This window comes from Verrucomicrobiota bacterium (assembly GCA_016871495.1).
GTDB lineage: Bacteria > Verrucomicrobiota > Verrucomicrobiia > Limisphaerales > VHDF01 > VHDF01.
The window spans coordinates 1-17702 of record VHDF01000099.1; the positions used below are offsets into that span (position 1 = coordinate 1).

General features: G+C 60.2%; 8 protein-coding genes and 1 pseudogene. 6 read left to right on the plus strand and 3 right to left on the minus strand.

Annotated elements, in window-relative coordinates:
• Positions 1-258 precede the first annotated feature (258 nt).
• Positions 259-960 (plus strand): orotidine-5'-phosphate decarboxylase, encoded by a 702-nt coding sequence (gene pyrF / locus FJ404_16875; protein MBM3824532.1) that lies wholly within the window; start codon positions 259-261, stop codon positions 958-960.
• A gap of 166 nt (positions 961-1126) precedes the next feature.
• Here pyrF and FJ404_16880 read toward each other — a convergent pair whose 3' ends face one another.
• A complete protein-coding gene (locus tag FJ404_16880) occupies positions 1127-1705 on the minus strand; it encodes a response regulator (GenBank protein ID MBM3824533.1) in 579 nt (192 codons plus the stop codon).
• Between FJ404_16880 and FJ404_16885 the strand changes: the two are divergent.
• The 4 genes and pseudogenes from FJ404_16885 to FJ404_16900 all read left to right on the plus strand — a co-directional run bounded on the left by FJ404_16885 (position 1676) and on the right by FJ404_16900 (position 13016).
• Positions 1676-1891, plus strand: a pseudogene (locus FJ404_16885) (DUF1559 domain-containing protein). The gene FJ404_16880 and the pseudogene FJ404_16885 sit on opposite strands and share 30 nt — an antisense overlap.
• Positions 1892-2892: 1001 nt before the next feature.
• Positions 2893-4335 carry an HD domain-containing protein gene (locus FJ404_16890; protein ID MBM3824534.1) on the plus strand — a complete coding sequence of 481 codons (1443 nt, stop codon included), beginning with the start codon at positions 2893-2895 and terminating at the stop codon, positions 4333-4335.
• 868 nt (positions 4336-5203) lie between these two features.
• Positions 5204-9724: a hypothetical protein gene (locus tag FJ404_16895; GenBank protein ID MBM3824535.1), complete on the plus strand. Its 4521-nt coding sequence runs from the start codon at positions 5204-5206 to the stop codon at positions 9722-9724.
• Positions 9558-13016, plus strand: a complete 3459-nt coding sequence (locus tag FJ404_16900) for a PKD domain-containing protein (protein ID MBM3824536.1) — start codon at positions 9558-9560, stop codon at positions 13014-13016. Before FJ404_16895 ends, FJ404_16900 begins: the two co-directional genes overlap by 167 nt.
• Positions 13017-13056: 40 nt before the next feature.
• Here the strand turns inward: FJ404_16900 and FJ404_16905 are convergent, their stop codons facing one another.
• Positions 13057-15789, minus strand: coding sequence for a hypothetical protein (locus tag FJ404_16905; protein ID MBM3824537.1), 2733 nt, complete (start codon positions 15787-15789; stop codon positions 13057-13059).
• Positions 15790-15831: 42 nt separating this feature from the next.
• Between FJ404_16905 and FJ404_16910 the strand changes: the two genes are divergently transcribed.
• Positions 15832-16575 (plus strand): glycosyltransferase, encoded by a 744-nt coding sequence (locus FJ404_16910; protein MBM3824538.1) that lies wholly within the window; start codon positions 15832-15834, stop codon positions 16573-16575.
• Positions 16576-16589: 14 nt separating this feature from the next.
• Here FJ404_16910 and FJ404_16915 read toward each other — a convergent pair whose 3' ends face one another.
• Complete coding sequence (locus tag FJ404_16915; GenBank protein ID MBM3824539.1) at positions 16590-17402, minus strand: type II secretion system protein; 813 nt, start codon at positions 17400-17402, stop codon at positions 16590-16592.
• Between the last annotated feature and the right edge of the window lie 300 nt (positions 17403-17702).

Consider the following 17702-nt stretch of genomic DNA (forward strand, 5'->3'; position numbering starts at 1 on the left):
CTACCGTCAACCCAGGTCAGAATCCTCCTTTCTGCAGATACGTTTCCTGCAGCTTCCGTTTGCGTCTTCTCAGTGCCACGAGTTTATGATGCTCGAACTTTGATGGCTCGAAAACTCATCTTGCGCCCATCCTGTCGGCCTCAAACCCACTTTTACACCTCGAAATCACCCACACAAGTACGCGAAGAGCCATCGGAAAAATGTGCTGGCGACTTGAATTCAGCAGGCGAATACCCGGAAGATTCTGTCCTTCGATCCATGACTCGAAATCCCATCATTGCCGCCTTGGATGTGCCGACGGCAACTCAAGCCTTGGAGATCGCGCAGGCCATCGCTCCCCACGTCGGCATGTTCAAAGTCGGAGGCGAACTCTTCACTCGTTGCGGACCCTCCATTGTCGCTTCGATTGTCGAACTCGGGCGGCCTGTTTTTCTGGACCTCAAGTTCCACGACATCCCCAATACCGTTCGAAAATCCGTCGGAAACGCCGTGGCCCTGGGCGTGCAAATGCTAACCGTCCATACTTCAGGCGGCTCAGCCATGCTGGCTGCAGCGGCCGAAGCGGCCCGAGGAAAGACACTTGTGCTTGGAGTCACCGTCCTCACCAGTCTGGACGACAACGCTCTGCGCCAAGTTGGGGTGAACGGTTCAGTGACGGGTCAAGTCGAACGTCTCGCTCAACTCGCCGTTCAGTCAGGCCTGCAAGGTCTGGTCTGCTCTCCGTTGGAAATCCAACCTTTGCGACGGCTCGTTCCTGGCTCAACACAGCTTGTGACACCTGGAATCAGACCGTCAGGAGCGCCTAGAACCGATGATCAAGCTCGCACCCTCTCCGCCCGTGAAGCCATGCGCGCAGGGGCCAACTGGATCGTGGTGGGTCGTCCGATCTACGCGGCCCCTGATCCCGCAGCGGCGGCGGAAAAACTTGAACAAGAAGTCTCCATGGAAGGTGGGGCGTAGCCAGCTCGGAGTTAGCAGTCTTCGCTCAAATCGAGTAAGACTCCCCACTCACTTGATGCTCAGGTTCGTCACCGTTCCGCACCCCAACCCGGCGGAGTTTTTTGGCTCAAAACGTCCAACTGCCTGCTTGATTCGGCCCAAAGGCCACGTTCCATTCTCCAAAAACCTACCTCTCAGCCAATTGCCGAACCCCATCCAAAAACTCTTGGGGGACAAAGGGCTTCTTGAAAAACCGGTCCGGCTGAGTCGGATACGCGGCGAAGTCTGAAGATCTGACCTGTCCACTCAACAAGATCGACTTGAGGTCCGGACGGATTTTTCGGCATTCGGCGAGCAATTCGAGCCCGTTGAGGGGTTGCATGGCGAAGTCGGTGAGCAACATGGAAGGAGTGGATGGGGCTTTTCGAAAAGCATCGAGGGCCGTGGATGGATCGCCGAAAGTCCGCACCTCATATCCATCGCATTCGAGCAATGCCTGAATCAATTCCAACAGAAGCGGCTCGTCATCAACGACGAAAAGGACCTTTGCTGAAGCACTGGAATCAGGGGAGGACATGGAACAAGTCAATTGAAGAAATGATCGACGGCCAAGGCGTTTAACAAGACTGCAGGACAGGAAGCAAGAATCCATTCCGAGTTTTTTCGAAAATGCGCTTGATGCCTGAGCGAATGCAGAGCGACAGTTCGCCATCCCATACCCGGTCCCACTCGATCCATGACTCGGCCCAAGCCCAAGGTCCTCCATCTGAAACGGGCGGCCTTTACTTTAATTGAACTGCTGGTGGTCATCGCCATCATTGCCATCTTGGCAGGCATGCTTTTGCCGGCGCTATCCAAGGCCAAAGAAAAAGCTCGCAAGACCTACTGTTACAACAACTTAAAGCAGATGGGATTGGCGGTCATTCTCTATGCCGATGAATTTGGCGGGAAAGTGCCGCGAGGCAACGAACCTTACTGGTGGCAGTTGTATATCCCTTATCTCGGGGGAACGAGCGCGACCAGGGATCAATATGGACGCATTAAGGTTTATACGTGTCCGAGTTATCCGAACAAACGCCAGGTCATGTGTTACGTCGTCAATGCCTGGCAATTTACCAGCGCTCGGGATACCTCGGGAACCGAGATTACCGGGACCCACACCATCAATCGATTTCAGAGTCCATCGGAGACCATCTATTTCGCGGACAACGAGAGTGGAGCTTGGCGTCCGATTTTCACCGTCACCAACATCATCGGTGGTGCGGACCTCAATGATGTGTGGTCACCGACCCATTTGCCGTATGGGTCGACGGGCAGAGCTTTGAACGGAGAACGAAGAGTGGCTGCCCGAAGACATGGGGAAGGGCCGAACCTCCTTTACTTTGACGGCCATGCCGGCTGGAAGAACGGGAAACTGATCAAGGTTGATGATTGGCGGGAGCAGAAGTAGCGGGGCATGCTTGACCAAAGCCGTCTTTCGGATTCTCGAATCCTGATTCTACCTCTTCCGACGAGTCGGCGTGAACGCCCTGCCCCGACCGCGCAGTAGTTCTCACTTTGCCCTGGAGCGCGGCGGGGTCGTAGACGAGCCGCAGCAAGATGCGAACATCCAGATGCGCTGGGTTTTTCCGCGAGTCTTGGGCTGGCGACGCTGCTGCGACTGGCTTTCAGCACAGTCGCGCTCCCATGCCATGACGCCGGGGCGCGGCTGCGACGTCCGAACCGGACGCGAATGCGTCCATCCCGGCCAATGGCTTCATCTGCCACCAAACGAAAGGACTCACACGAAGCCACGAAGGTCCGAGGAAACAGTCCAACCTATTCCGGTCCGTGGGTGGCAGGCTCGATTCCGCGACCGGGACTCCTGCGCGGCGAGGAAGAACAGATCCCCTATTTCTAAGGTTCGCCCATTGGGTTGTTTTCGCTCAAGATCGCGCCCGTCGGCACCAGCCCATGCACGCGACACTGTCCATCCCTGACGAGTTGGCGGCGATTCTCCGGAACACTCCGGAGCTGACAGAGGCTTATCTGGTCGGCGGCTGTGTCCGCGACGCTCTCCTCGGCGCCGAGCACAAGGATTTCGACATCGAAGTTTTTGGCATCGGATACGAAGCCCTCGCAGCGGTGCTGGCCCGGTGGGGCCGGACCGACATCGTCGGACGTTCGTTCGGCGTCGTGAAACTCTCTACGGTTTCTGGACATGTGTTCGATTTCTCCATCCCGCGGCGCGATTCCAAAGTGGCGCCGGGGCATCGCGGATTCGCGGCTGAATTCGATCCGAGCCTGACCCCCAAGGAAGCGGCCAGCCGGCGGGATTACACTTTGAACAGCTTGATGTGGCACCCGGGCAGGCGCGAGTTGCTCGATTTTTTCGGAGCTGAGCGAGATATGCGCCATCGCGTGTTGCGGCATGTCAGCGATGCCTTCGTCGAGGATCCCTTGCGGGTCCTTCGCGGCATGCAGTTCTGCGCTCGTTTCGAGCTCGTCGCGGCCCCGGAAACGCTGGCGCTTTGCCAAAGCATCTCGGGAACTTTTCCTGAACTCCCGGTGGAACGAGTCCGCGAAGAGTGGTTCAAATGGGCAGCCAAAAGCGCGCGACCGTCGCTGGGACTGAAGTTCCTCGAGGACTGCGGCTGGCTGGGGCATTTTCCGGAACTTCGCGCGTTGCGGGGTTGCGAACAGGACCCCGAGTGGCACCCGGAAGGGGACGTTTTGAATCACACGGCTCTTTGTTGCGATGCCATGGCGGAACTGGCCGAATGGAGATCCGCCGATCGCGAACTCCGCGCGACGCTGATGCTGGGAATTCTCGCCCACGATTTTGGGAAGCCGTCCACCACGCACCGGGCGGAGAAAGACGGGCGATGGCGTGTCGTTTCGCCCGGGCATGATGAAGCGGGAGTGGCGCCTGCCCTCGAATTCATGCAGCGGATTGGGACGCCCCACGTCGTCCGGGATCGGGTCGTTCCGCTGGTGAAGAATCATTTGGCCCATCTACAGGCCTTGAGTGATCGATCCGTGCGACGACTGGCGCGGCGAGTGGCACCGGCGACGATTGCCGAACTGTGCCTCGTGATGACGGCGGATCAATTCGGACGTCCACCGCGTCCCCGCATCGTCTCCGAGTCAATCCAGCAACTGCGCCGCAAAGCCGCGGAAATGCAACTGCAGGACGCAGCGCCCAAGCCGTTGCTCTTGGGAAGACATCTCATCGGCTTGGGACTTGAGCCAGGAACGGTCTTCGGATTGATGTTGCGGCGGGCCTTTGAAGCTCAATTGGATGGCGCATTCACGGATCTGCCCGGGGCTTATCGCTGGCTGACGGAAAACGGGGCAGCCGAGCTGGATCCGAGTCAGATGGAGAAAGCCCGATTTTTGGGCGCGGAGAAAGACTGAGGGGTGAAGGGTTCTTCGGAGTGAGGGCTCGATTCAATGGGGGCTTCGATCCAGGGTCAGGCTCCAGGGATGGACCTGGCGGTTGAGGGCTACCGAAGCAGTCGTAAGATCAGACATCCTGACCCGGGGTGGAATCAGGATGAGCCCAGATGGCGATCGATGATCCGGAGGTTGGTGGTCTCAGTATCCGACGATCTGAAGCGGCGAGAAAGAAACAACGCATCGGTCACGAAACACAAGCCTTCTCGACCACGAGTCATCCCGGAGGGATGCCAGCCATTAGCCGGGGGTGGCGTGAGGCACGATCGCCACCCCCGGATCCTGGGCCCGACATCGTCGTCGACCCCGGGAGGGGTCGCAGCGGGGTGAGGAACCGTGCAATGTGGGGGGATCGGCTGCAGTGGTCTCAAGCATGTTCCCGTCTTCGCAAATGTTCGCTGCTAGAAGCCAGGAGGCCTGAAGCTCAGAGATGAGCGGTCCGCTCTTCGCCAATGAAGAATCGGACCTGGAGAACTGAAACCCGCACACCCCGGGTATGGGCACCTGCGACGCTGGCATCCCTCCGGGATGCACCTGCTTGGGCGACCCGATGGGCCGGTGGTATCGTCGCTGCGCTCCTCAACCACCGGCTAATAGCTGGCAAGCCTCCGGCTTGTGACTGAACCGCTTCACGTCACTCTGGTCTCACATCCCTTCTGCATCCATCCCGCATCTCCCGCTTGGGGTCAGGATGTCTGAAGATGCTTGGCACGGTGTCTCCAGAGGTTGTCGGTGACCGGGTTGTCGTGGTAACGCAGGCAGCCCTGTCTGCTGTTGCGCAGGCTGCCCAACCTGCGGGGCGACGAAGGAAACCAGACGCGTGGAGAGCATGGAAGGGTCTCGTTCTTCGCCCGCCGGGCCGACTGGCAGTCGGCGATATGGCAGGCTGGGCGGCCTGCGCCACACTACAAACGGCTTCGGGACGCACGGTGCTTGGCACGGTCAGGCGCTGCGGGCTGGCGGGTTGGCATGGTTCACGCTTAGTCTGTTCTCCATGAACCGCCTGTTCAACCTGTCGATGGTCGCCCTGCCCTTCATTTTGGGCTGGCTCAGCCTCGACATGCAGGGTCAACAGGCATCGACCAATCTCGCCCTCAACCGGCCCGTGTTTTCCTCCGGCGCGAACTTTGGCTCGTTTCGGCCTGCTTCACTCACCGATGGAAGCCCGGACACGTTCACTTCCCCCGCCGCCGGCTCCGGCACGTTGGGCTTCTATTATCAAGTCGACTTGGGCCGGCTCTATCATTTCGACCGCATCGTGCTTCGGAATCGGGGAGATGGATGTTGTCCAGAGCGTCTGAGCCGTTTCAAAGTGGAGGTTTACGGGGCGGGCGGTGATACCGTGGGGCCGTTGTTGTGGAGCGCCAAACTGCGATCCGATGGAACCCACTCGGGAGCCGCAGGGACGGACGTCATCACCGCCGCCATGAACACGAATAGCGTGTTTGCCGGGCGATTCGTCCGAGTCGTCAATGACAGCGGCATGGGCTACAGCCCTCAGTTGGCCGAGATCGAAGTGTATGGGAGCTTCGCCCCTGAGATCCGGAGCTTTACCGCCGAGAAGGACAATCTGGCAGCAGGGGAATCCACCCTATTGAAATGGGATGTTCTTTACGCGACGGAAGTCTTGATCGAAGGCATCGCCGGTCCGATCCCAGCCTCAGGCGAAATCAAGGTCACTCCTTCGCGGACGACATTCTACACACTGAAGGCGGCTAACGCCGCGACCTCGGTGTCCTCAACCCTCGGTGTGGGAGTCCATGAAACACTGAGACCGCCCGTCCTCAACGAGTTCGTGGCGAACAATGCCTCCAGCTTCGAAGACGAGGATGGGGATCCTTCGGATTGGATTGAGATCCTGAATCCGAATGCCTTCTCGCTTTCACTCGAAGGGCTGGGGCTGAGCGATCAGCCGGATTTGAGCGCGGTCTGGACGTTTCCCGCTCTTCGGTTGCCGCCCCGCGGTTTCGTGGTGGTGTTTGCCTCCGGCAAGAATCGCCGCGAGGTGTCGAACCCTCTGCACACTTCGTTTCGACTGGACGCCGCTGGCGATTTCCTCGCCCTGGTCGATCGTGATGGAAAAACTCGCTTGCAAACTTTTCCCGACGACCATCCGGTTCAAAAAACATTCCCGGGCTTGGGACGCAATGTGGCGTTTGGAATCGGGTCCAGTGGAGCGAAGGGATTCTTGAAACCGCCCACTCCGGGACAGCCCAATGGTCCCGCTTTTGCGGGAGTGGTGGCGGACACGAAGTTCAGCCATGACCGCGGTTTTTACGAGTCTCCTTTCATGGTGCGGATTACGAGCGCCACTCCGGATGCCGTGATTCGATACACGACCAACCGTTCCCGTCCCACGGCAACGACCGGCCTTGTTTACACCGGTCCCATCCCGATTTCCCGAACCACCATCTTGCGCGCGATCGCGTTCAAGGATGGCTGGGCTCCGACGGACGTGGACACGCACACGTACCTTTTCCCAAGCAACGTGATTGCGTCCCCGCTGCTCCGAACCTCCGTCACCACCCATCCGGCGCATCGTCCGCGGATGAAGGATGCCCTCGCCAGTGTGCCCAGTATTTCGCTGGTTGCCTCCGGCACGATCCGTGACGAGGTCCAGGTTCTGACCTCGTTCGAGTGGCTCGATCCGCGCGGGCCCAGCGGAAGGCAGGCCGATTGTGGAGTGCAGTTGTTCGGAGGGGCGTTTACGGATTTCGCGAAAAAGAGTTTCCGGCTCTATTTCAAATCGGAGTTTGGTCCGCCCCGGCTGGAACTCCCTGTTTTCGACGGATACGGGCGGGATTGGGCTCCGGCTTCGACGTTTGATCAACTTGAACTCCGCAGCGGGTCGCACGACATGGAGATGCGCGGATTTTACATGTCGAATCTTTTTGCCGACGACACCCAACTGGCGTTGGGCCAGCTGGCGCCCCACGGGCGCTTTGTGCATCTCTACCTCAACGGCGACTATGGGGGGGTCTATCACTTGCGCGAGCGCTGGGGAGCCAGCATGCACCGGGAGTACTTCGGCGGCACGGAAGCCGAGTATGAATCCATCAACGGCAATTGGAATGTCGGCGGCTGGGCTGAACCGGGGACACCGTATGACGGTGACGGGACGACTTGGGCGCTGGCCAAATCGTTGCGACAACAATACGACCGCGTCCGGGCTTACGTGGATGTGCCCAACTACATCGATTACATGCTGACGTGGATTTGGGGCCGGTGCGAGGACGAGTATCGGTGCGTCGGCCCGATCATGCCCGGCCATGGATTCAAATTCTATATCAATGACGCGGATGGATTCTTTCAATCTCCCGCCCATCCGTGGTACGGCGAGCCTAGCCAGCGCACCCTTTTTGGAGCCCAAGGACGGCAACCGGGCGACGGGCCGGGCAATCTCTTTTCCTCCCTCTATCGAAGCGGCGGTTCCGATTACCGAACGCTGCTGGCCGACCGGATCCATCGGGCTTTTTTCGCGAACGGGCCTTTGACCTCGGAGCAAACCGTGGCGCGATTGCTGGAGCGATGCCGGGAGCTCGAGTTGCCCTTTCTCGGAGAGGCCGCGAGGTGGAATTACCGTACTCCCGAGAAATGGACTTCGATTCGGGACGATGTGGTCACGAATTGGGTTCCGACTCGAGCCGCTGAAGTGATGCGCCAGTTGCGGGCCGCCGGCTTCTATCCCTCGATCGAGGCGCCCGTGCTCCATCGTCAGGGCGGCCTGGTTCCCGCCGGATTCGAAGTTTCCTTTCTCGGCCCGCCATCGGCCACGATCTTCTACACTCTGGATGGCTCGGATCCCCGCCTGCCTGGGGGCACGGTCTCGCCTGGCGCCAAGCGAGTGGAGTTGGGAGGTCGATCGGAAGTGCTGATCCCGGCCGGAGCGAATTGGAAGTGGTTCACCGATGGAGCCGGACTGGGGAGCAGTGACATGGTGGCCGGAAAACCCTCCTGGTCCGAGGCCAACTGGAAACATCCTGATTACTCGGACACGGCTTGGAAAACGGGTGCCGCCCAATTGGGATACGGGGAGGGTGACGAGGCGACCACGATTCCTTTTGGGAACAACGCCAATGACAAATGGACCACTTCGTACTTTCGGCTTGATTTCACGATGGCCAGTCTGACGGGTTTGCTGGGTTTCGAAGCGCGACTCAAAGCGGACGATGGCGCCATTGTCTATCTCAACGGTGTGGAAGTGGCGAGAGTTTCGATGAATCCGGGCCCCGTGTTAGGAAACACCAAGGCCCAGGCGGCGGCCGACGATGGCCAGGGCTTCGCGACTCTTTCTGTTTCAGCCTTGGCGGCGAGAGCGGGAAGAAACCTGTTGGCGGTGGAGCTCCATCAATCCACGACCAACACCAGCGACGCTTCGTTCGATCTCGAACTGAAGGCGGCGTATGCGGGAGCTGCCGCGGGCGAATCGCCGGTGTTGCGAGCGAACACCCTGCTGCGCGCCCGCGCCCTTTCCGGGTCTCAATGGTCGGCTCTCAACGAGGCCTATTTTCAAACACGAACCGAAGCATTGCTTCCGGGGGAAATCGCATTGACCGAGATTCATTATCACCCGAGAGGGATTCCCAGCGCGGAGTTCATTGAACTCGCCAATGTTTCCAGTCACGCGGTGAACCTGCGGGGCTGCCGCTTCTCCGACGGCATTGAATTCGCGTTTCCGCAGGAACGCGATACGGTCCTGGCCTCAGGACATCGCTTGGTTCTAACCAAGGATTTATTCGAGTTTCGGCGCCGCTATGGTTTGGATGTGGCGGTCGGCGGGATCTACCGGGGAAGTTTGAACAACGCGGGGGAAACGATTGCGATCGTCCTGCCTTCCGGAGCCACGTTGAGCCAGGTGACCTATCAAAGCCAAGCGCCCTGGCCGATGCCGCCGGAGGAGGGAGGACGGTCCTTGGTTTGGTCCAGGCCGGAAATGGGATCCAACCATCCCCAGGCTTGGACCTTGGGTTCCGAATTGCACGGGGGTCCGGGCCGGACCGATCGCGTCGGATTTGTCGGGGATCCTCGGAGGGATCAAGATCGGGACGGGCTTTCGGCATTGTTCGAGTACGCCTTGGGGACGCGGGACGATGATCCGGCCTCCGGCCCTTCGGCATGGAGTTACGGATTCGGGTCGGCTGGCGAGTTCTTTGTGAGATTTCAGCGGAATTCGGGGGCTTTTGATGCGGTGTTGCGGGTGGAGAAGTCGATGGATTTGGAAACATGGAGTTGGGCCAGCCGCTTGGGGACTGAGGAAACCCGGGTGCCTGGCTTGGTGGTGGAGCGGTGGGGATTGCCAGGCCCGATGGAACGTTCCGCTTTCTTGCGGATTCGCGTCGTTGTCGAGTAACAACAGATGGCCGAGCTCCCCTGGTGCGATTCAGCATGGTTCGAGGCCAGCCCATCTTAACGCACAGTCGAATCGATCCTCGCGTTGTGGTCCTGAACTTGCTTGGTTTTGCCCCATGAAACGACGGCAAGGGTTCATTGGGGTGGCGGCGGGAGTGGCCTTGGCCGCCCTGCTCTGGCCGAGTGGCCCGGAGACCTCTCGTTGGGGGAGGAGTTTGACCCCGCAACCATCCCAGGTCGTCGGGACTGGATTCCACCTGACTCCTTCATCGGGAATCGAGTCGAGTCGGGGTGTCCTCCAAGAACGCCCTCCTCGTCCGATCTCGAAATTTGCGAGTTTGCCCAGGCCGGATCCACGTCATGAATCCAAGTTCGCCCGTTTCTTGCAGTGGCTGGAGGAATATGAGACGGCCGATGTCGGCCAGCGGAACCAGATGGAGGATGCGGGTGTAGGACTGGCCCAGCGGCGCAGGGAGGAGATGCTGGAGTTGATTCCCTCGGATCCCAAGCGGGCTCTTGAACTCTCGATTCCTCGATGGTTTCGCGATTCATTGCCCGAGTCGGTCACCGGGCTGCTTGAAACCCCCTTCAACGCGCGAGGCCATCTCATGGTCCGGGCCGCCCTGCCGTTGCCTGGCGAAGAGGAGGATGTTCCTCGAGTGGAGCGAATTCTGGAGCTGGGGGAAGAGACCTATCGCGCCTACACTTATGGCCGGCGGTTGGGAGAATCGAGTCGATCCGACGTGGGCTTGCATGGGGTGTTGTTGGAAGGCATCGCGGCGGTGCATGAGAGGACGGTCCGGGTGGCGACACGAGAGGAAACGGCGTTTCGCTTGGCGGGACAAAGCCGTGATCCTGTTTGCACCGTGTCGGGTCAAGCTGCGGCGGCAGCCGATGCGGTGTTGGTGGAGCACGAGGGAGAAGAGTCCTTCGTGTGTGGCACGCCTCACGCGGAGGATTGGGAATCGGCCTTGATTGCCGAGTCGTCCAATCGATTCGGCCGTGCGTCCGAAGGACCGGTGTTGTCCGCCTCGACCTACACGGAGGGATTGAAAAGCCTGGTGCTCATTCGCGTGGATTTCGAGGACAAGGCGGGCATTCCCTTTTCCGACACGCAGGCGGAAACGCTGGTTTCGGGATTGCAGAATTTCTTCGACGAGAATTCGTTTGGACGGGCCGGTTTTCGCAAGCTTGGGGATGGATCGGAAGTGACCCCGACCTTGCGCATGCCGCGGACGAGCGCCTGGTATGGAACGAACGACGCGAGCCGGCTGCGGAGCGACGCTCGCACGGCGGCGCGGGCCGCGGGATACGACCTCACCCAATTCAATTTTGACGTCATCTGGTTCAAGAAAGTCTCGGGATTCAAGTGGGCCGGCTTGGGGTATGTCGGCAGCCCGGGCGCGTGGGTGCAAGACACGGCTTCCGTCGGAGTGACGGCCCACGAACTCGGTCATAATTTCGGCTTGGAACACGCCAACTTTTGGGACACCAGCGGGGAAAGCGTGATCGGCCCGGGCACGATGGTCGAATATGGGGACAAATTCGACACCATGGGTTCGGCCAACGCGGGGTCGAAACATTTTAACGCCCGCTACAAGAGCCAGCTGAATTGGATTCCAACGTCGGACGTGACCGTCCCCGCCAGCAATGGCGTCTATCGGCTGTTTCCCCACGACGATCCGGCCTCCTCAGGGCCGCGCGCGATTCGGATTCGCAAGAATTCCAGCACCAATTACTGGGTCGAGCTTCGGCAGCGTTACACGGGCAACAAATGGCTGGCCGACGGCGTAACCTTGCGCTGGGCCGGCACGGGCTCCCAGGCGACGCGCCTGCTGGACATGACGCCAGGAACGGTTCCGGGCAAAGATGACGCCGCCCTGTTATTGGGCCGAACGTTTTCCGACTGGAAAGCCAACCTCCATCTCACGCCCGTCGCCAAGCATCCCACGACGCCGCCCTCCATGGACATCCTCGTTCAGATCGGTCCTTTTCCGGAAAACCGGACGCCTTCGGTCTCTCTCTCGGCGCCGGTGGTCCAGGCGTCGGCCGGGTCCGAGTTACGGTTCACCGCCCTTGCGTCAGATCCGGATGGAGATGCATTGTCCTTTTTCTGGGATTTTGGCGATTCCGAGTTTCAAGGTCAGGGTCCGACCGCGAATCATCGATGGGCGACCGGAGGCGAGTACACGGTGCGTTGTGAAGTTTCCGATGGAAAGGGAGGGCGAGCGAGCGCCCACGTCGTGGTGCGGATTGGCAATCCCTCGACGTTTCGTATTAGCGGACGCGTCCTGACGACGGAAGGTCTGCCTGTGGAGGGAGTGCGCATGGCCGCTTCGAGCACGCAGATGACCTGGACCGATAGCGCGGGGAACTATGTGCTGACCGGGTTGGTGGGCGGGACCTATTCCTTGAAGGCCGTGCTGGCCGATTACGCCTTTCAGCCGGCTTCGTCGGGAACCATTGTTTCGGTCGGCCCGTCGAGGCAACAAGTCGATTTCGTCGCCGCCCCACCCTCGGGCGTGCTGACGGAGCCCATCGTCACGGCGGGTTCGGTTTGGCAGTTTCTTGACGATGGAACCAGCCTCGGCACCGCCTGGCGAGAGCGGTCGTTCGATGACAGCAGTTGGAAAGAAGGCGCGGCACCTTTGGGCTATGGCGACGACAATGAACGCACCGCCGTCGGTTTTGGTCCCAATAGCAATTCCAAGTTCGTGACCACCTACTTTCGCCGCGTATTTCAAGTAGGAGCCGAGAAGGCCTATTCGGCGGCAACCCTCGGTGTCCGCCGGGATGACGGCGCGGTGGTGTATCTCGACGGACGGGAGATCTTCCGCAACAACATGCCTTCCGGTACCATCACCAGTACTACGCTCGCGACGGGCACCGTGAGTGGCTCGGACGAGCAGGCTTTTTTCAACGTTTCGGTCAATCCCAACTTATTGTCCCCCGGCGAACACGTACTGGCGGTGGAAATCCACCAGTCTTCCCGATCAAGCTCGGACATCGTGTTCGATTTGGAGCTGCTGGGTTCGGTGGTCCCGATGCCCGCGCCACCGATCCTCACGGTGGAGCGTGCCGGGGAGGAACTGCGGTTGAGTTGGCCCGACGGCCCACGCGCTTGGCAACTTCAAGAAACCGAAAGACTCGAGCCCACCGCCACATGGAGTGCCTTCGAATTAACTCCCTCCGCGGTCGGCGGACGTCGGATATTGCTCATCCCTATGCGCGAACAGGCCCGATTCTTCCGGCTCAGCGACAAGGCTGCCGCGCGTTCATTGGAGGAGCGATAAGCCCCTCGACGTGGAGAGAAAGGCGAATCCCGGCGAATCGTCAAGGCGTCGAAACCACGGTTCGATAGAATTTGGTCCGGGATGGCGCGGGTTGTTCGAGGACGAAGTCGGTGCCGCTCAAGGGGTATCTCCATCCGTGCGAGGCCAGTGGTTCTTCTTTCCATTGGGGGTCGTCCAAACTTTCGCTCGAAAGCAAAATCACTCTTCGATTGGCAGGCCAAAAGAACTTCAGGCGAAGGCGTCCGCCCGTCGCATTCTCGATCGTCAGCCGCCATGGCAAGTCCTGATGGACCGGCGAACTTCGGTGGAGGTACTCTTCGAAATTGGACCTTCCGTCCCGGTCTGGATCCGCTTCGCGGCTCAGGTCGATCGGGGCGGGGCCGCCGAGAAAGGCTTCTGTCCAGGTGTCGAACGAGTTGTCGGCGGCTTCCTCGCGTATCCACTGCTGGATGAGGGCGGATCCTTCCGGATCCGCGATGGAGGTGGCCAGGGGAGGCATTTGACGCGCGCCCCTTTGCACAAGGCGGGTGTGGAGCTCTGATAACGGAATGGAGCCAGGCACCACAACACGACGGTCCGGTTCCAGCGCACTGTTCAAGCTTCCCCGAATGAGTCCTGCGAATTCGAAGGGGGTTTGCAGACGGGTGTCGAACAAGGCTCCGCCCGGTCCGCCGGGTCGATGGCAATAGGCACAATTGACATCAAGCCATGAGCGCGCTCTCCAAGTGAGGCTCGATTCTTGGTCGGAAGGCGGGACCAAAGCTGGAGCGGGCGCCTTGAGATCGGGGGATTGGCCCGGCGCGAAATATCCAGCCTCCGCCAGAGCGCCGATCTGGCCTTGATGATGCGGGAACGGGCCGGTCCCGTTCAGTTGAGCGGTGGTGAAGCTGAGGGATCCACCTGCCGCGGGGTTGTGGCAAGTCAGGCATTCCGCCCGTCCGGGATACCGCCAGCGTTGCGATCTTGTGTTTCCGCCGACATCGCGAATATCGAGAGATTCCTCCTCGCCCGCCTCGGCCACGAGAGTCGCGTCGGTTCGCGACGCGTTCCAGCGATAGGTGAAGCCGTGAACCCCGGAGGAGTTTCGCACGAGGAATCGGGTTTCCAATCTGCGACGGGAAGCAGAGTCGCCCGCCACCATGTCGATTTCGAAGTGTTTGATCCAAACCGTTCCGGGCGGAGTGATCCACTGACCCCATGTCTGGTAAGTCGCCGTGTCTTTCAATTCGGGGATGCTAAACCAGCGCTGTTTGCTCGCGCCATCGGACCAAAAGGCCAGGTTGATTTCGTACGGCATGACACCGGGTTGAGGATCGAGACTTCTCACATCACGAAAAGCACCGGTGTCGGAGAGTTTATCCGGAATGGCTGCGCCACTGAACCCCTCGCTGTAATCCAGCCGAACCAAATGGCCGGACGCGTGGTTGACGGCCAGGAGATCTCCATTGCGAGGGTCGACACCGAAGCCGGCGATATTGGCGTAGCCGACGAGCCGGGTGACAACCGGAGGACCGCCCCCAGGCGGTCGAACCAGCGACCACACATTGCCCGTCACATAATCCGCAAAAACATAGGCTCCGAAAAGTTGCGCCAGTCTGGACCCGCGATACACCCGCCCGCCCGTCACTGAAAACCCACCCGTGGCGCGATGGAGATAACTATGGAGCGGCGGCACATAGCCATGGATAGGGTTCGTGAGAAAGTCGGCGGGCGCGCCGGCCATCGGTCCGGCGATTTCCGCTTCACGAAAGGCCCATCCATGATTGGCTCCGGATCTCGAAACAGCCACGGTCTCCCGGGCGTCCTGACCCACGTCCCCCACCCAGAGCTCTCCCGTGGCGGAGTCGAAGGCCATGCGCCATGGATTGCGCAGCCCCACGGCCCAGAACTCCGTCCGCACCCGGGCCGGATCGACCGCGCGCTGGAGGAACGTCGTGGCGCCCACATAGGGATTGTCCGGAGGCACGCGATAATGTCCCAGGACGGCGGCGTGGGGGTTGGGGGGAAGAGAACCTGGCCGCTGATCGACGTCCAAGCGCAGGATTCCGGCGAAAAAATCGTTGGTGATCCGCTGGGAGTTGCGAAACTGGTCATTCGCTCCGCCCTCGTCCCCGAGAGCCACATAGAGATAGCCATCCGGGCCAAAATGGAGATCGCCCGCATTGTGATTCACCGCGTCATCCCGTTGTTGAATCAAGATCTTTTCGGAAGCGGGGTCCGCGGCGTGGGGATTTCCGGCCTGCACTCGGAACTCGCTCAGCCGGTTCTGGCGGGTATTGGAAGCGGTCGCGGTATAGAAAAGGAAAAAGCGCCCGTTCTCCGAGTATTTCGGATGAAACGCCAGGCCCAGCAGGCCCATTTCGTTGAAGTTATCGAGTCTCACGACGCGGGTGAGGTCGAGAAACACCGATCGAGTCGGGGCCGCCAGGTTCGTCACGACCGTCACCCGTCCCAACCGTTCCATGACGAACAGCCGGTTTGTTTCGTGAGGAGGCGTCGCCAAGCCAACGGCCGACGGAAATACCAGATCGGGAAACACCCTCGTCATGGTGTAACCGAAGCTGCCCGGCACCTGGGGCACACGCAGGCTCGTGGCCGCCTCGCGCTGACCGCCTTGGGCGCCAGGCTGAACTAGGCCGAGAAAGCAAGCGATCGCGAGGTAAAAGACGCGGGCAGGAAGAGAGGGGGTTGGGCGCATGAGTCTCAAAGTGGCGCGTCGTCGCGCCGGACCAAGATTCCACGAGGCGTGGCTCCGGGCAAATCCGCTTTCCATTTTTCGAGCGTTCGCGGAGCGTCCGGTTGACGCCGCGCCGGAATGCCTTTACTTAGCCCCATGCTGATTTCGATCGTCGTTCCTGCGTTCAACGAGGAGAAACTCCTGGGCGGAGTCCTGCGGCAGCTGCGGGAGGCGACGGGCGTCTTCTCCGAACGCGGCTGGCGATACGAACTCATCGTCTGCGACAACAACTCCACGGATCAAACGGCCGCCATCGCCACCGCCGGGGGCGCCCAAGTCGTCTTCGAGCCCGTCAATCAAATCGCCCGCGCCCGCAATCGCGGGGCTTCGATCGCGGCGGGGGAATGGCTGATCTTTGTCGATGCGGATTCCTGGCCTTCACCCGGGTTGTTCCACGCGGTGAGCGACGTGATCGAGCGGGGAGGAGTGGTGGGCGGCGGCGCCACGGTCTGCTTCGATGAACGGGTTTGGTGGATCGATTTTTTAACGGGGATCTGGAATCTGGCGAGCCGTGGCCTGGGCTGGGCCGCCGGATCCTTCGTTTTCTGCGACGCGGCCGCGTTTCGAGCGGTGGGCGGGTTCAACCAGGAACTCTACGCTTCCGAAGAAATCGACCTGAGCCAGAGGCTCAAAGCCTGGGGACGGAATTCAGGACGACGCATGCGCATCATCGCCACCCATCCTCTCCGAACTTCCGCAAGGAAAGTGCGCTGGCACGGATTGGGCGCCTACCTGGCTTTGCTGGCGCGAGCCATGATATCCCCTCGGCGTTTCGCGAGGTCGCGTCAGGCTTGCCTGTTCTGGTACGACGGAAGGCGGTAGAGGGCCTCGTCCGATCACGGCGGCCAAGGCGCGTCATCCTTGAGCGGAGAGGAGGTGCGCACCTGGATCCAAGGCACATCCCTTGGGCCGGTGGCGTTGGCCACGATCTTCTTGGAAAGGGTGTGCGGATCGACCCATTTCCTGATCTCCGCGTGTCCGTCCGCGAAGGATAAACTGCAGGCTCCATTGTGATAATTGGCGGGCATGTTTCCCCAAAGATGCTTTCGGTTGACGAACACCGTGAAATAGCCGTCGTCGATGCCATCGGGATGTTCGTCGAGAAAGACAAAAGCTTGGGAGGGCGACGGACGAAGAATTTCGGTGTACTTCCTGAAAGTGTAATGGGTGTTGCGGATTTCGGCGTTGTACGGACTGTCGCCATTCATATTGCCGCTCATCGAAATGCTGCGAACGCGGGGATGATTGCGTCCCCCCAGCCGCACGAAGCTTTGGTCGGCCGGACATTTGTAAATCTCCAGGGCCTGGTTGTAATTCCAGAGCATGCCTTGAGGGGCTTTGAGCAAATTGACGTTGGTGGCTTCCTGCGGAATGTGCAGCCCTCCTTCAATCCACCCGATCTGGGCGCCGATGCCGTTGGGGACGAGCCGTTCCCCGTTGTCGTCCGCATACATGAACCAAGCCAGATTCAACTGCTTGAGGTTGCTCATGCATTTGATGCCCTGGGCTTTGGTTTTGGATTTGGACAAGGCGGGGAGCAACATGCCGGCGAGAATCGCGATGATGGCGATCACCACGAGCAGTTCGATGAGCGTGAAGCCGGTCGAGTTCCGGCGGCGGGAGGGGCGCGTCACACAGGAGGGGTCCATCAAAACAATGATTTGTGGCCACGCGGGCTAGGACGCGGAAGGACCTCGCGGAGGCAGGCTTCGAAGTCCATGCTTGGCGACTGAACTGCGGGAGGCGATCACGGTATCCGTGACGGTGGCGTCATGCGACGTGGCGCGATTCGCGGCTCCTCTGGGCATGCGTTCTTGCTGAAAACTGATAGGCATTTGCTTTTTCGACGTGGCTGGAGTGTGCCGGGCTGGGGGTGGCCATTCAAGGCGAAACGCGGCAGAATTGTCGCCCCTGGCGGGTGCTTGGTCGGCCTTCGGGGCTGCTGGGCG

Bases quoted from the DNA above. Each gene is read 5' to 3' on its own strand.
- FJ404_16905 (MBM3824537.1), bottom strand. From the start codon at position 15,789: ATGGAAAGCGGATTTGCCCGGAGCCACGCCTCGTGGAATCTTGGTCCG.
- FJ404_16880 (MBM3824533.1), bottom strand. From the start codon at position 1,705: ATGGAGGACCTTGGGCTTGGGCCGAGTCATGGATCGAGTGGGACCGGG.
- FJ404_16910 (MBM3824538.1), top strand. From the start codon at position 15,832: ATGCCTTTACTTAGCCCCATGCTGATTTCGATCGTCGTTCCTGCGTTC.
- FJ404_16890 (MBM3824534.1), top strand. From the start codon at position 2,893: ATGCACGCGACACTGTCCATCCCTGACGAGTTGGCGGCGATTCTCCGG.
- FJ404_16895 (MBM3824535.1), top strand. From the start codon at position 5,204: ATGGAAGGGTCTCGTTCTTCGCCCGCCGGGCCGACTGGCAGTCGGCGA.
- FJ404_16900 (MBM3824536.1), top strand. From the start codon at position 9,558: ATGCGGTGTTGCGGGTGGAGAAGTCGATGGATTTGGAAACATGGAGTT.
- pyrF (MBM3824532.1), top strand. From the start codon at position 259: ATGACTCGAAATCCCATCATTGCCGCCTTGGATGTGCCGACGGCAACT.
- FJ404_16915 (MBM3824539.1), bottom strand. From the start codon at position 17,402: ATGGACCCCTCCTGTGTGACGCGCCCCTCCCGCCGCCGGAACTCGACC.